The sequence below is a fragment of the Melghirimyces thermohalophilus genome, from assembly GCF_900102685.1.
GTDB lineage: Bacteria > Bacillota > Bacilli > Thermoactinomycetales > DSM-45169 > Melghirimyces > Melghirimyces thermohalophilus.
Map to the genome: position 1 here is coordinate 99,963 of NZ_FMZA01000001.1, position 13,807 is coordinate 113,769.

At 51.3% G+C, this 13,807-nt stretch carries 18 protein-coding genes, 4 tRNA genes and 1 pseudogene; 16 read left to right on the forward strand and 7 right to left on the reverse strand.

The window, feature by feature from the left end:
* Positions 1 to 99 precede the first annotated feature (99 nt).
* On the forward strand, positions 100 to 1,578 hold the full coding sequence (locus BLP91_RS00540; RefSeq protein ID WP_218119229.1) for an SEC-C metal-binding domain-containing protein: 1,479 nt from the start codon (positions 100 to 102) through the stop codon (positions 1,576 to 1,578).
* A 35-nt stretch (positions 1,579 to 1,613) separates the two neighbouring features.
* Here the strand turns inward: BLP91_RS00540 and BLP91_RS00545 are convergent, their stop codons facing one another.
* The gene (locus BLP91_RS00545; RefSeq protein ID WP_091565410.1) at positions 1,614 to 2,975 is read right to left on the reverse strand and encodes a sodium-dependent transporter; all 1,362 of its coding nucleotides are present in this window, start codon (positions 2,973 to 2,975) and stop codon (positions 1,614 to 1,616) included.
* A 115-nt stretch (positions 2,976 to 3,090) separates the two neighbouring features.
* Here BLP91_RS00545 and BLP91_RS00550 point away from each other — a divergent pair, with 115 nt between their 5' ends.
* Both BLP91_RS00550 and BLP91_RS00555 read left to right on the forward strand, forming a co-directional pair.
* Positions 3,091 to 3,621, forward strand: a complete 531-nt coding sequence (locus tag BLP91_RS00550; RefSeq protein ID WP_091565413.1) for an AAA family ATPase — start codon at positions 3,091 to 3,093, stop codon at positions 3,619 to 3,621.
* Positions 3,622 to 3,663: 42 nt separating this feature from the next.
* Entirely contained in the window at positions 3,664 to 3,882 is a 219-nt protein-coding gene (locus BLP91_RS00555) for a hypothetical protein (protein WP_091565415.1), read from the forward strand.
* 99 nt (positions 3,883 to 3,981) lie between these two features.
* Here BLP91_RS00555 and BLP91_RS00560 read toward each other — a convergent pair whose 3' ends face one another.
* Positions 3,982 to 4,320, reverse strand: coding sequence for a hypothetical protein (locus BLP91_RS00560; RefSeq protein ID WP_091565418.1), 339 nt, complete (start codon positions 4,318 to 4,320; stop codon positions 3,982 to 3,984).
* A gap of 135 nt (positions 4,321 to 4,455) precedes the next feature.
* Between BLP91_RS00560 and BLP91_RS00565 the strand changes: the two genes are divergently transcribed.
* Both BLP91_RS00565 and BLP91_RS00570 read left to right on the forward strand, forming a co-directional pair.
* Positions 4,456 to 5,163 (forward strand): hypothetical protein, encoded by a 708-nt coding sequence (locus BLP91_RS00565; RefSeq protein WP_091565421.1) that lies wholly within the window; start codon positions 4,456 to 4,458, stop codon positions 5,161 to 5,163.
* The gene (locus BLP91_RS00570; protein WP_091565423.1) at positions 5,160 to 6,002 is read left to right on the forward strand and encodes a PHP domain-containing protein; all 843 of its coding nucleotides are present in this window, start codon (positions 5,160 to 5,162) and stop codon (positions 6,000 to 6,002) included. Before BLP91_RS00565 ends, BLP91_RS00570 begins: the two co-directional genes overlap by 4 nt.
* A gap of 20 nt (positions 6,003 to 6,022) precedes the next feature.
* Here BLP91_RS00570 and BLP91_RS00575 read toward each other — a convergent pair whose 3' ends face one another.
* Together BLP91_RS00575 and BLP91_RS00580 are read right to left on the reverse strand one after the other, a co-directional pair.
* Positions 6,023 to 6,463: a GNAT family N-acetyltransferase gene (locus BLP91_RS00575; protein WP_091565426.1), complete on the reverse strand. Its 441-nt coding sequence runs from the start codon at positions 6,461 to 6,463 to the stop codon at positions 6,023 to 6,025.
* A gap of 13 nt (positions 6,464 to 6,476) precedes the next feature.
* Complete coding sequence (locus BLP91_RS00580; RefSeq protein WP_091565773.1) at positions 6,477 to 6,986, reverse strand: YjcG family protein; 510 nt, start codon at positions 6,984 to 6,986, stop codon at positions 6,477 to 6,479.
* A 222-nt stretch (positions 6,987 to 7,208) separates the two neighbouring features.
* Between BLP91_RS00580 and BLP91_RS00585 the strand changes: the two genes are divergently transcribed.
* From BLP91_RS00585 to BLP91_RS00610, 7 genes are all read left to right on the forward strand, one after another.
* On the forward strand, positions 7,209 to 7,751 hold the full coding sequence (locus BLP91_RS00585; RefSeq protein ID WP_091565428.1) for a phosphatidylglycerophosphatase A family protein: 543 nt from the start codon (positions 7,209 to 7,211) through the stop codon (positions 7,749 to 7,751).
* 305 nt (positions 7,752 to 8,056) lie between these two features.
* A complete protein-coding gene (locus tag BLP91_RS16515) occupies positions 8,057 to 8,233 on the forward strand; it encodes a hypothetical protein (protein ID WP_176757730.1) in 177 nt (58 codons plus the stop codon).
* A gap of 70 nt (positions 8,234 to 8,303) precedes the next feature.
* A tRNA-Met gene (locus BLP91_RS00590) sits at positions 8,304 to 8,379 on the forward strand.
* Between the two features lie 5 nt (positions 8,380 to 8,384).
* Positions 8,385 to 8,461 (forward strand) — tRNA-Asp (locus BLP91_RS00595).
* Positions 8,462 to 8,471: 10 nt separating this feature from the next.
* A tRNA-Ile gene (locus BLP91_RS00600) sits at positions 8,472 to 8,547 on the forward strand.
* 15 nt (positions 8,548 to 8,562) lie between these two features.
* A tRNA-Val gene (locus BLP91_RS00605) sits at positions 8,563 to 8,637 on the forward strand.
* Positions 8,638 to 8,829: 192 nt separating this feature from the next.
* Entirely contained in the window at positions 8,830 to 9,363 is a 534-nt protein-coding gene (locus tag BLP91_RS00610) for a phosphatase PAP2 family protein (protein WP_091565431.1), read from the forward strand.
* Positions 9,364 to 9,379: 16 nt separating this feature from the next.
* On the opposite strand, the gene BLP91_RS00615 is transcribed toward BLP91_RS00610, so the two are convergent.
* Entirely contained in the window at positions 9,380 to 10,600 is a 1,221-nt protein-coding gene (locus BLP91_RS00615; protein WP_091565434.1) for a DNA polymerase IV, read from the reverse strand.
* Between the two features lie 147 nt (positions 10,601 to 10,747).
* Positions 10,748 to 11,176: a DUF1885 family protein gene (locus BLP91_RS00620; protein WP_091565436.1), complete on the reverse strand. Its 429-nt coding sequence runs from the start codon at positions 11,174 to 11,176 to the stop codon at positions 10,748 to 10,750.
* Between the two features lie 242 nt (positions 11,177 to 11,418).
* Here BLP91_RS00620 and BLP91_RS00625 point away from each other — a divergent pair, with 242 nt between their 5' ends.
* From BLP91_RS00625 to BLP91_RS16275, 3 genes and pseudogenes are all read left to right on the forward strand, one after another.
* Positions 11,419 to 11,865, forward strand: coding sequence for a GAF domain-containing protein (locus BLP91_RS00625; protein WP_091565439.1), 447 nt, complete (start codon positions 11,419 to 11,421; stop codon positions 11,863 to 11,865).
* Between the two features lie 59 nt (positions 11,866 to 11,924).
* A pseudogene (locus tag BLP91_RS00630) lies at positions 11,925 to 12,128 on the forward strand (SAV0927 family protein); the annotation flags it as partial.
* 173 nt (positions 12,129 to 12,301) lie between these two features.
* On the forward strand, positions 12,302 to 12,421 hold the full coding sequence (locus BLP91_RS16275; protein WP_143003425.1) for a GapA-binding peptide SR1P: 120 nt from the start codon (positions 12,302 to 12,304) through the stop codon (positions 12,419 to 12,421).
* Between the two features lie 211 nt (positions 12,422 to 12,632).
* Here BLP91_RS16275 and BLP91_RS00635 read toward each other — a convergent pair whose 3' ends face one another.
* Positions 12,633 to 13,265: a YktB family protein gene (locus BLP91_RS00635; RefSeq protein WP_091565776.1), complete on the reverse strand. Its 633-nt coding sequence runs from the start codon at positions 13,263 to 13,265 to the stop codon at positions 12,633 to 12,635.
* A gap of 297 nt (positions 13,266 to 13,562) precedes the next feature.
* Here BLP91_RS00635 and BLP91_RS00640 point away from each other — a divergent pair, with 297 nt between their 5' ends.
* Positions 13,563 to 13,754 (forward strand): hypothetical protein, encoded by a 192-nt coding sequence (locus tag BLP91_RS00640; protein WP_091565779.1) that lies wholly within the window; start codon positions 13,563 to 13,565, stop codon positions 13,752 to 13,754.
* The last annotated feature ends 53 nt before the right edge of the window (positions 13,755 to 13,807 follow it).

Genomic DNA, 13,807 nt, shown 5'->3' on the forward strand with positions numbered 1-13,807 from the left:
AAGGAGTGGAAAAATGATCAGCTTTTTCCAAAACTTTTTGTCAGCAGGTGGGTAATTCGTATATACTACAGAAAAGGATATCTTACGGGATGTGTCGATATGCCTGTAACAGCCGGTCGTAACGATCCATGCCCCTGTGGTAGCGGAAAGAAATACAAAAAGTGTTGCGAACGGGTCGTGGCCATTCAATCTGCTGAACAAGTGCGAGAAGAGAGAGAGCGGAAAGCCAAGTCCCGTTTGGTCACGGAGTTGAATCGGTGGTTTGAGGAAGTCTGCTCGGAGGAAATTGATGAAATTTGGGACCTTCGTTTTAAAGAGTTTTTCCACCTTCCTGCGGACAAGCCGATTCCTGCCAATCTAACTTACACCTATCGGTTTTGGATTTTATTTGACGCCCCTTGTTATCACGGGCAGAGACCTGTCGAAGTTTGGCGGGAACAGTTGTCGGAGCGGACGTCGGAATCCGATCGAATGGCACAGGAGTTGACAGAAGTTCATCTATGCTGTTATGAAGTGATTGAGGTGGGCGAAGGGGAAGCCCGACTACGCTCTTTGGTCGAGGAGAAGGAGTTTTTAGTGCGGCTGGACGAGCCCATCAAAGAAGGCATGTTGATGTTCGCGCGCCTCTCCCGTTTGGTAAATCGTTACGAGCTGTTTGGCCCTTATACTGCTTTTGGGGTTGAGATGAGGGGGGAGATCCTGGTGCACTTGAACGAACAGATACAGAGAAAAGGCGATCTAAAACGAGAATACTGGCAACAGAACGGGATGCAGGTGCTCGGATGGCTCATGAAAAGGGCTCGGGAACTGGAAAATTCCGATCAGCCGGAAACGCTGCCGGAGGTGATCGGTGACCGGGGAGAGGATTTGAAGGATCTCCCCAAGGTAGCTCCTATAGAAGATCTGTTTCGAATGCCTACGGTGCCGGAAGAAAAAGCGAGCTTGCCCGATGTGGTGGGGCAGCAATTCCAGTTGTTTTATGATCGATACGTTTCCCTTTTTCAGGAGAAAACGCGGGAACTGTATCAGGAATCGCTGGACTTATTAAAAGATTATCTTTCCATCCGGTTTGGGGAGAGTTTTACCTGGTCTCTTTTAGATGAGCAGGTTCTGTCGCATTTTTTCGGTGTCTGGTACGTAGATAAGGGCAAGGGCGGACCGATCCGCTCAAGAATCTTTCTCAACACCTTGAAAGGGTTATTTCGTTGGATCCGGGAAGAAGCGATCTGCGACATTTATCCCACTTTTGCCTCTGTCTACAAGGAATCGATTCAAGAGTTGCCTCGTGCCTTTGAAGCCCGGCGCTGGTTGGCGGAAAACGGGTTATCTAAAGAGATGGCCCCGCCTTTTGTAGAAGGGATCTTTCAGTTGGGGATCTCATCCACAGGAGCCTCGCTGGAGATCGGCGGGCAATGGATTCCCCTTCAGGCCAACATACAAAGCCCGCCCCCGGCGGGGTTGGATAACCGGTTCTGGGTGAGAGGAAAGTTATCCCCTCACCCTCGGGAGGCCCGCATGGTTTCCGTGGAAGCCGTATATCCTTATCTTAGGGTATTTGAACGAGAGCTGGCCGAATAAAAAAGTGCTCCCTTATCGGGGGAGCACTTTTGTCATTACAGATTGGACAGAACTTGAAAGAGAAAGACGATTAGGATCAAAACCGGTGTTACCCAACGGGCGATCCATTCCCAGAAGAGCTGTGCGGGAAGGCCTTTACCGTCTTCCCCTTTAGCTGCATCGAAAACCTGCCGAATCCCCCATTTCCATCCGGCAAACAGGATAAAGACCAGTCCGCCCAGGGGGAGCAGGACGTTGGAAGCGATAAAGTCCATCGATTCAAAGATCGGTAGTCCGGCAATCCCTTTGACATGGGACAGTGTGCTGAAGGAGAGGGTGGCGAAGATTCCCAGTAGAAAAATCAACCCGCCAGCCAGCAAGGTGCCCTTCTTACGGCTGAATCCATGTTCATCCTCTAGGTAGCGAAGCGGAACTTCCAACAAGGAGATGGAAGAGGTGAGAGCGGCTACGCTCAACAGGAAGAAAAACAGGATCGCAAATAAACTGCCGCCCGGCATCTGAGCAAATACCGCCGGCAAGGTGATATAGACCAATGGCGGGCCGGTGTTCGGTTCATAGCCCAAAGAAAAGATCGCCGGAAAGATCGCCAATCCCGCTGCCAGGGAAACCAGGGTGGAAAACAGGACCACATGTTTGACTGCGTGAGGGATACTTTCTTTTTTCGGCAGATAGCTGCCGTATGTGACCATGGTGCCAGCGCCGATGGATAAGGAGAAAAAGGCCATTCCCAAGGCCTCAAAGACGGTATTGAAGGTGACGCTGGACCAGTCAGGGTAAAGAATAAAGCGAATCCCTTCACCAGAGCCGGGTAGCGTGATTCCCCGGATCACCAGGATGATCAACATGATCCCCAGCATCGGCATCAAAAATTTGTTCGTCCGTTCAATCCCGTTTTGCAATCCAAACAGGCAGATGCCCATGGTGAGCATCATAAATAAAAATTGCCACAGAATCGGGATGATGGGATCGGAGATGAATTGGGTAAAGCGAGCTTCCGCCTGTTGGATGGACATCTGGCCGAATCCGTCGGCCAGTGCCCCCCAGATGTAGGAGAGGGTCCACCCTCCAACTGTACTGTAAAAGGCGAGGATGATGATGGTACCTGTAATCCCGATAAACCCGCCTAAAAACCAAGGCGTGCCCGGTGCCCGTTTTCTTAAGGCGCCGACGGGATTGCGTTGGGTGCTGCGACCCAGAACAATCTCTGAAAGGAGAACTGGCAGTCCCAGTAATAAAACGCAGACGACATAAATGAGCACAAAAGCTCCGCCACCATTTTCACCGGTGACAAAGGGAAACCGCCAGATGCTTCCCAGTCCGACGGCGGAACCGATAGCGGAAAGAATGAAACCGATCTTTCCGGACCATTGTTCCCGTGAATTTGAATCCGGTGCCAAAGTTGTGAACCTCCTGTACGGATCAGATGATTTTTTTCACTTCAGTGTAACACAGTATCAAAGAGGAAAAAACAAGTGATCCTGTGGTATATGATGGACAGAGGAGGTTCTTAGGATGGAATTGGTTTTTCCCGAGCGGTCATTGATTTTGATGTGTGCGGCGCCGGGCTGCGGCAAGTCCACCTTTGCCAATCGCCACTTCCTTTCAACACAAGTCGTTTCCTCGGATCGGTGCCGAGAAATGGTTAGCGATGATGTGGAGGATATGTCCGTTCATCGCGAGACGTTTTCTCTGGTGCGACACATTTGTCACCTGCGGTTGAGTTTGGGCAAATTGACCGTAATCGATTCCACCTCCCTCAATAGAAGCAGCCGGGCCAGCTTTCAAAAGCTGGCAAGTCAACACGGCTTTGCAAGTGCAGTGATTTTGTTGGATCTCCCCTTAAATGTTTGTCTGGAACGAAATGAACAACGGCAAAGACAGGTGCCCCCTGAGGTGATCCGCCGTTTCCACGCTTATTTGCAGGACACCAAACGGACCATCCGGGAGGAAAGGTTTGACCAGGTTTACGTAGTCAGTGAGGAGGAGCTGAACAACGTTCGGGTAACCATCAAACGGAAACATAAAAGACCGGTGATGGAGTGATACTAAGCGGGCACTCAACATCAACAGAAGGGGGCGTTCAGTGTGTTCCGCTTTTTAAACCAGAAGAATGAACAGTCCAAACGTGAAGGCGCAGCTCCTCGAGCTCAAGCTGGAGAAACTTCCGATGATCGCAAGATCAAAAATATGATGAACGAGGTGGCCTCGGAATTGGGCGTCTCTGAAGCCCAGGCGAACCGATCTCCTGAGAAGGGTAAGGAGTTGGGTAAGCGGATTGAAGAAGAAGTGAAAAAACGCACCTGAATCCGTTGAGTGTGGCGGGCACCCGGTTTGGGATGCCCGTCTTTTCCCTTGGACAAAAAAGAGCGGACCCACCTACGGGTCCGTTTTCATGCTGTTAGCTTAAGAATGAACCGAGTAAAGGTATGAGAAGATTTCAGCGATTTTATGCTCCGTCGCCTCCCTGATATGGTCGGGTATAAACCCGTCTCGACGGCCTCCGCTCAACCGGTGGAGAACGGGTTGCCCCAACTTTAAATGGATGGTCGGCTGATTTTTTGTACGATGATGAGTGGTGGGGATCCGGAGGCGGAATTCCTCCCCGGAAATATGATCCCGGATGCGCAGATCGTAGACGGGCGGTTGTCCGTTACGGCGGACAAAGCCCCGGGAACACAGGAAACGGTCAATTTGATCGGGGGCATACACCAATCCCGTTATCCGTTTCATTTTTAACCCCAAATTGAAACCTCCTCATGGTCGGTAAATATAATTGGCTTTGCTCTGCACATGTGGGTTTTGCGCCAACGAAAGGTATTTTCATCGTATGAACCCGGGGGAAAATTATGAACGAAAGAGAAAAAAGGAGGGAGGAGAATGGATGACCAACGGGGGATTGTTGACTTTTTCCGTCGGAGGGACCAGTGGCAAGGAGAACAGACCCGCATATTTAATCGTCTGCTAAACCGGTTGTGCTGTTATGCTGACCGGGAGACCAACCTCCGGGAAAAAGTCCGTGCTCGTCACGTTTTTTCCACCATCACTGGAGATGATTCCTTTCCGGAAAAAAACCCTCAATGGGAAGATTGGTTTCAATTGTGGTATGCTTTGGACTATCTGAACATCCGCGGGTACAGGCATTTGGATGGTTACCTCCATAAATACCGCACCGATCTTACAGACAAGGAGCTGCGAATGATCGCCTCCCTTATGACCTCTTATCTGTCGGTGTTCCGGTTACAGATCGATGAAGAGAGCGGCTGTTCTATGGCCAGAGAATTTTTTAGGGGCCAGGATGCCGGTGACCTGGTGTTGGGGCTTAACGGGCTTGAGGAAGGTTCGCCGTTGTATTTACTGCGTCCAGTTAAGGTAGGAGTATACCACGTTCCTGCTGGTCCCGCGGCTCCTGTCACCCGAAAGCAAGCCAAGGCGATGAATGAATGGTTGGAGTCTATGTATCAGGCAGAATGGAGGCAGCGAACCGATGAATCCTTTTCTTGGCGAGTTTTTATGCAGCGTTGGGGCGTCGGACTGATTCATTGGCTGGATAGAGTCCACGGAGAAAAAGAGCAAAAAGGGAGATGAGGATATTGGACCTTTTGGACCTTCATGTACACACTACAGCCTCCGACGGGATGTTCTCGCCGGCAGCGGTTGTGGAGATGGCAAAGGAAAAAAACCTGTATGGCATCGCGATTACAGACCACGACACAGTGGATGGGGTAAAGGAAGCGATGGCACGGGGAAAAGAGTTGGGGATCCAGGTGGTCCCCGGTGTGGAGATCAGCACGGTGGCCCATGGGAAGGATATCCATATGTTGGGCTATTTCGTCGATCGGACAGATGAGGCTTTTCGCCTTCGGCTGCAGGAACAGCGTGAAGCTCGTCAGCGTCGCAATGAACTCTTGTTGGAAAAGTTGAACAGCTTGGGCATCTCGATCACCATGGAAGAGGTGCGCGCTAAAAAGAAAGATGGGAAAACCAATGTGGGCCGTCCCCACTTTGCCGAGGTGTTGGTGGAAAAGGGAGTGGTTCAGTCGATGAATGAGGCCTTTGACCGTTATCTCGGCAAGGATGGGGCCGCTTACGTAATCACCCCGCGGATTCATCCCGAAGAGGCGATCCATGTGATTCGAGAGGCGGGAGGTGTTCCGGTCCTGGCCCATCCCGGCTTGTACGGGGAAGATGAACTCGTCCTCCACCTCGCCCAACAGGGGCTTGCCGGCATCGAAGTCAATCATCCCGATCATGACGATGAGATGCGGGCTCGCTATCGGGAGATGGCCCGTCGGTTTCAATTGCCCACCACCGGTGGTTCCGATTTTCATGGGGAGCGTCACGGGTCGATGTATCACGCCCCTCTCGGCACCTGTGTGACCGACAGGGAGACGGTGGAGAGGCTGTCTGTTTCCCCTTCTGAATAACTTGTAAAAAAAGCCGGTCCTCAGGGGGAGAGGATCGGCTTTTTCATTTCCATATGTTCAATGCCCGCATCGAAAAAAGGTTCCCCTTGAGAGGAGTAGCCCAGTTTTCGGTAAAAGCCGAGGACACGTGTTTGGGCGTGCAGTTTTAGTTGGGAGGCTCCCTGGGCGATAGCGTATTGTTCGATGGCTTCCATCAAGGCCCGTCCCAAGCCGGTGCCGCGATGGGAGCTCAGGACGGCTACCCGCTCCACTTTTCCGATCCCATCGTTGATCCAGCGCAACCGCGCTGTTCCCACCGGTCGTTCCTGTTCCCAGGCCAGAAAATGGACGGCCGTCTCCTCCCACTCATCGACTTCCAAGGAGAGAGGCACTTCTTGTTCCTTTACAAACACTTCGTAACGAAGGGCCAAAGCATCTGAGAGGTGTTTTTGTTTGTCGACAGGCTCAATTCTGTAGTTCATAGACATCCCTCTGTTATTCCTGCAACAGAAAGGATTGATAAATCGTCCAGGAGCCATTTTCCAGCTGGTAGAGGAGATGGAATCGATCGATCCGCGTTTCAAACTCCACCTTTAGCATCTTCAGGCTCCCGTAGACATCGTGCAGTTCAGAATCGGATAACTTCTGAGCCAAGGTGATATGTGGAATATAACTGTATTCCTCTTCATGGTAAATTGATTTTCGGTTGATCTTTTCATGGAGGTTTTTTACCGCCTCCGTTTCATCTACCGCAATATAGATCACGTTGTTGGTAGGATGAAACGTGCTGATCTTCGGTAGACGAACGGTAAAGGCGGAGGTCTCTTTGGCCACCTGTTCCAGATGTTGCAGGGCTTGCGGAAGCATGTCCTCATTCAGTTCAAAGGGTTCTTTCAAGGTGATGTGAGGCGGAATCAAGGCATAATGAGGATCATACCTTTTTCGATAAGAATTGGCGAAGTCTTGAATCTTCTTTTCCGGAAAAGTTGCAACACCGTATCTCATCTTTTTCCCTCCTTTGAGATGGATCCGATCGTTCATGACGTTTGGTTCCTGCCGTATCAAGCTCTGCATTCCATTTAAAGACACTTTCTCCCCCTCTTATTATACCCGGTAACCGCTTCCTGATAAAGTGAGGGGCCATCATATATGGCTGCTAGGTATCGGTGTAAATTTGTGATAAGATGAAATTATGCCTCGAAACAGGCTGGAGGGAGGAACCCGAACATGGAGCGCGTTCACAGTAAAGAGGTGAAAGCCGCCGCATTGAAACGATTGAAGGAGCGAGGAGTTACCGTCGAAGGAATCGCCGAAATCGTTTACCGTATGCAGTCTCCCTACAATGAACAGCTGACCATGGAAAATTGTGTGGAGAGCATTTACGCTGTCCTGGAAAAGAGAGAGCTTCAGCATGCGATACTTGTCGGGGTCGAGTTGGATCGGTTGGCGGAAAAAGGAGAACTCTCCGAACCGCTCCTATCCCTGGTGAAGCAGGATGAAGGGTTGTTCGGGTGCGATGAGACCTTGGCTCTGGGATCGGTCTTTGGTTACGGAAGCATCGCAGTCACAACCTTTGGTTACTTGGATAAGAAGAAGATTGGATTGATTGAAAAACTGGATACCAAAAAAGGAGGTCCCATCCACACCTTTTTAGACGATTTGGTGGCCAGTATAGCCGCGTCGGCTTCCAGCCGTATCGCTCACCGGCTTCGGGACGAGGAAGAAGAGGGAGAACCTCCCAGCGAAGTGCAGGATCCATTTGCGGGATGAAACAGGATACAAGCGAAAAAGGACACATAAAAAACGGGCTGTCATTTCAGCCCGAAGTAGAGGAGGGAACATCTGTCCAATGGAGGTCAGATGGTTGAGCAACAATCAGGGTTCCCACGGAACGCCAGCTGACGCTTTTGTTCCGTGGGGCCCGGTTCCGATTGTTGCTTTATCTTATGTGATGATAAAGGGGAAGTATCGGCGCCGGGGAAAAATGTACGGATGTCCCTTGTCATAGGCATGAATCCCACCATCTCCAGGAACAATATCGGAAGATACATTTGAGCCAAAGGGGAGGGTGCAAGATGTCTGACTGGATCTATTGGGCCAAGCTGTATGATTCGCGGTTTCAAGCCCGTTGTCTGGCAACACGTATGCAGGAGGATTGGTGGATATACGGTTATGAGAGCCCTGAGGAAGTGGAAGTGTTCCAATCTAAAAAGGGACGCTACGGGGTGCGATATCAATGGAAAACCCCTTAAAAGGGAAAAATTTTTTTTTGGAAAACCCCTTGCATTGTTAACGGAGATCATGTATATTAATTGTTGTCGCCGCGGGGTGGAGCAGTCGGTAGCTCGTCGGGCTCATAACCCGAAGGTCGCAGGTTCGAGTCCTGCCCCCGCAACCAATTGAGGAGCTGTGGTGAAGTTGGAGTTCACGCCGGCCTGTCACGCCGGAGGTCGCGGGTTCGAGTCCCGTCAGCTCCGCCATTTTTATTCCGGGCCTATAGCTCAGTTGGTAGAGCAGTCGGCTCATAACCGATCGGTCACAGGTTCGAGTCCTGTTGGGCCCACCAAGACGAACTATTTTTGGGCAGTTAGCTCAGGGGGAGAGCGCTACCTTGACACGGTAGAGGTCACTGGTTCGATCCCAGTACTGCCCACCAAACCCGCCTTTTTTAAAGGCGGGATTTTCATTTTCGGCACCATTTTGTCAAGTTCCCAAAAGGGAGGATTCCGACCACTTCCCTGTCTCTTGGCATATCCATTGAAGGTTAATGATCCGTTAATCCCTGGTTTAAAAGGGTCCGTTAGGATGAAAGCGACAGAATTCCGGCTGAGTCAAAGGAGTTGGGACCATGAAGCGTTTGGCAGCCCGTTTGCAGAACGTGGATGACCGCTGGGTTTCCTATGTCAACCAGCGATGGAGGTGTCGGGTGATGGATTGGATCATGCCCCGGGTGACCCACCTGGGAGGGGCCGGATTTAGCTTGGCCTTCCTGGCTGCCTGGTGGTTGCTGATTGACTCCTTTGCCCGCTACTGGGCGCTGGAGGGATTGGTTGCGCTGGTGTTCAGCCATTTGGTGGTGCGTCTGGGAAAGCATTTTTGGCATCGTCTGCGGCCATATCTCGAGATCTCCGGCCTCTTCATTACGTCTGATGCGCTGCAGGATTACTCATTTCCCTCGGGTCACACGACGGCCGCCTTCTCGCTGGCAGTGGTGTGGGTCCTTCACCTTCCCTGGTTGGCTTGGATATTGTTCCCCTTGGCCATGTTGGTGGGCCTTTCCCGTATTTATCTCGGTCTGCATTATCCTACCGACGTGATCGTCGGCATCTGGTTAGGTACGGCTTTTGCTGCCGGATCCCATTTTGTCTTTCTTCAGTACTGAGCCTTGGTATCGCTCTCTACATGCGGTGTCCGCCGATTTTGCCCGCCCGGTCTGAAAAAACGCTGCTCTCTGTTAAGGACTGGGCGAGCAGGATGCTTTCTTTGCCGAACTTTTGTCGGATTTTATCCACCGTTTCGGCCAGGCGCTGCTCTTTTTCTGTCTGTTCAAATAGGTTGAGTTGGATGCCCCGATCGGTTCGGAGGTTGCTGAGAGTGATTCCGACCAGACGGACCGGTTGCCCGTGCCAGTGTTGGTGCAGCAGGGTCATCGCTGCCTGGAACAGGGGGCGTCCCAGATTGGAGGGGTCTGGCATGGTCAGCGCTCGGTGGATCGAGCGGAAGTCGGCTCCCTTGAGGGTGAGGGAGACGGTTTGCCCGACGACTCCCGCTTGGCGGGCCCGACCGGCCACTTCCTCCGCCAGTTCCCGGAGAACCAGCCGGAGCTCCTTCTCTTCGGTATAATCCCGGGGCAGTGTAAACTGGTGGCCGATGGATTTGTTTCCATCGAGGGAATGCGGATCGACGGGGCTGTCGTCAATACCGTGGGCCGATTGGTGGAGCACCCGTCCGATGATCCCGAACCGGTGGTGGAGAAGGTCGGGATCCGCTTGAGCCAGGTCACCGATGGTACGGATTCCCATGCGGTGTAAATGATGTTCCATACGGTGTCCCACGCCAAACAATCGAACCACTGGCAGAGGCCACAGCCGTTTTGCCACTTGCTTCTGGGTTAACACCGTTAATCCACGGGGCTTTTTTAGATCGGCGGCCATCTTGGCCAACAGTTTGTTGGGTCCGACACCGATGGAGCAGGGGATCCCCGTTTCCTCATCGATCCGTTGTTGGATTTGCCGGGCTGCGGTTTCACCGTCCCCGAAGAGGGCTTCGCATCCGGTCAGCTCCACAAAGGCCTCATCGATGGAGAAGGGTTCGACCAGGGGAGAGAACTCCTTCAAAATATCGACGATCCGAACCGAGTATTGCACATAGGTGGACATGTGAGGGGGAATCAACTTCGCATCGGGACACAGTTCCTTAGCCCGGGACACGGGCATCCCGGTCTTCACCCCAAAGGCTTTGGCTTCGTAGGAAGCGGCCAGAACAATACCGTGACGTTGGTCCGGATCTCCGCAGACAATCAGCGGGCGATGACGGAGGGAAGGGTCCAGTGTTTGTTCCACGCTGGCATAAAAGGCGTTCATGTCTGCCAGCAAAACGGTGCGTTTCCTTTTGCCCATCGATCATAACCCCCTTTCATCGACGGGAACAAACGTTCCTCGCTTTAATGATATGCTTTTCAAGGAGAGATGAAAAGCGGAAAATGGAGGAATTGATTCCTCCATCAAAAAACCGCCCAGCAAAAGGGCGGCGCGAAGGAGCGGCGATCAAGGTTTGCGGGGGTAAAAATACATGACGCGTCCGTTAAAAAGGTGAAGTTCTCCTTGGAAAGAACGCGCCAAAAAGCGGGAGAATTCATTGGCTTTCGCGGTATCACCGTGGGTGGCTCCGTCGGGGACTACGATCTGAATGTGGGGAACGGATCGGACCGCCTCGAGGGTGCCGGTGTTGACCCCTACAATCAAATGTTTGTACAGCTGGGGCTCCTTTCCCTTCAGCAGGAGCCAGCGTGTCCCATCGGTCTGTTTTTCCTCCATGGTGTAAGGGAAGGCGGCCTCCGCATACTCCCAGTCCAACTGTTTGCCGGTGTCGGTGGTCATTTCCACGTACCGGGACAACTCCTTCTTTACATCCTGCAAATCTACCGTCGCAGAAGATGATCCATCCACCAATTTAATGAAGGCGCTTTTGGACACGGTTGGCTTTCACCCCTGACCTTTTTATCTTCATGTTAGCATGTTTACAGACAGGGGGATAGAAGGGATTTCACGGAGTTAAATTTCATTTTTCCATGAAAGTTACATAGGAGATAGACCGGCTCTTGTAGAATCAAATTATAGAGGAGAAAAATGATGGTGGAATATTTAGAAAAGTAAATTGTGTGGCGATGGGGACTGTGCTATACTAAAATTTACTCCGGCAGTGGGGGATGGGTTGGATGCGTAAAGCAGATCTGTTGGATGAACTTCGTGCGGAAATCGGTGTGGTTTCCGACCGTCTGAACGGTTCTGTTTCCGTGAAAGGGCTGTACCGGTTTGTAGCCAAGATTTTGTATGAAAAGGTATCCGCCTACCGCTATGCAGGTGTCTACTTAACTTCGGGATATCAATTTCGGGAATATTGCGGCGCCGGATTTTGTTCTCTGATGCCCGTTGTTCCCTTCGGTGAGGGACTGCTCAGTATGGCGGCAGCCCGAGGCGGGGTGGTCCGCGAGCAGACGGGAAACCGAGTGGAAATTTTTGTCCCCTTTTACCGGGGGCACCATTTGATCGGTCAGCTGGTGGTGGTGGGAGAACCGGTTCACAGTGTGGATGAGGAGGATATTGCCCTCTTTTGTGAGATCGCATCCCTCTTTGAAACAAAAGTGGAAGAATGCAATCCGTAATCGATACCGCTGCAGCCTCCCGCAATCCGGGGTAGCTCCAGGGGCGGTGTTACGATTTTGGCATCGTTAACACCGGCATGTTTTTCGGCAAACCGTTGATTGTCTGCTTACAGACGGGGCACTCTGCCCTGCTCTCCCGGGATGATGTGGAAAAGTTGGAGGACCTGCAGCGAATATATAATCTGCGGTCGAGGAAGGAAGCGGAAGAGATCTCCGAATTCCTGCAAAGGAACGTTCCTTTCCTCACCTTGGATTCGGGCTAGAGGATACCCAGTGATGGAAAACCGACGAAAGTCGGTTTTTTTTGTGCTCATTTCCTGATTGTAAAACATTAATTCACACGGTTGACGCCATTGGTATATCATATTATAATCAATGTGCCATAACAATTAAAGCGTTTTCTTTTTTAATTCCGCTTTTAAAGGGGGATGACGAAATGGAAGCAATCGTATGCCAAAACTGTGATGAGGTCATCACCTATGTCGACGGTGATAAAAGCGGAACCCTATATGGGACGTGTCAGGGTTGCGACGACCATTGCGAAGAGAAAGAGTAAGACCGGTTTCATGGGATAGACGAAGAGGGCCCGCGGGGAAAACCGCGGGTTTTTGTGTGCAAGGATAGCCGCAGTGGGGAGAAGAGACAGGAGGCGGGAGGATAAAACCCGTCAGCAGTGTCATGATTTCTGAAAAGAAATGCATATGTTGTTATTATATAATCATTTCAAACAGAAAGCCCCTCCCGAAGGAAGGGGGCTTGATCGTTGATCAGCGGGAAAAGGAAGCCAGACGATAAAGCGGATCCAGCGTGCGAAAAGTCTCTAGGATCCCTTGAACCAGCTGATCACCGTTTTGGAGGATGGGATCCTTTGCATCATAGATGCGTCCGCACAGGAATTCGGCCTTTTTCACCTCACGAAGGCGTTTCAAAACGTTTTCCATCCCATCGTAGCCCAGGTCCCCGATCCTGTGGACTTCTGGCTGAGTGTGGTCCTTGGAGACGACAAAGTCGGGCGGCAGTTCCGGAAGGAGTTCATCCAATTGCCCCATCAGATTTTGAGCAAACTCCGGTTTGTTCGGATATTCGTAAATGATGGCGAACATCGCAAACAGTTGGGTTCGTCTCAGGCCGACTTGAAAGTGGGGCTGAGATTTATATCCTCGCTTATGGCCCGACCAGGCGACCCAGGTTTCATCTGGAGGGTGGACCGTCCGTCTGGCATGTTTGGCGACATGAACAAACATCTCTTCACCGGTGAGTTTAGACAGATCAGGAGCGATCGTTTCTCCTATCTGTTGCAGTTTGGGACGGATGTTTTCTTTCAGGGCTTCCATCCGCGGCTCCAACCCTTCGAGGGCAAACACCTCAAAATCACTGCTATTAAAACCTTTGACGGACATCTCTTTCACCACCATTACTGATTTCTTTATATCATAACACAATGCTTGACAAGGAAAACCGAGATAAAAATGGGAGGATACCGTGACCGGTTGCCAAGGGGACGCGTAGATTAAGGAGTAAAAATATTCAATCAAAAGACTTCTGCCGACATACAGGTTTAATTCGGGAAAGATGGGGGCATCCTGTTGCCAGAGTTTCGTTTGTGCCAAATAATGGATGTCCGTTTATCCCATCAGCCCGGGTGGTGGGAAAGTCATGGAGAAGGATGAAAAGAGGAAAAGGGGTGCAGCGTGACCATGGAAGATGTGATCAAGGCGTTTCGTTGTCGGGAGCCGGAAAAGAGAATCCCGGTCCTGCGTCTGGAGCTGGATTATGAGCTGGCCCTGTTGCACGAGGCAATGGTCAACAACGACCCCCACCGGGTAAAACAATGTAAAGATCGGCTGAAGGATTTGCGCCAGGAAATGTTGATGTTGGAAGCGTTATAAAAACGAATTTGACCATGACGATAGAACAATTTCCATGCAAAAGAGGAACATGG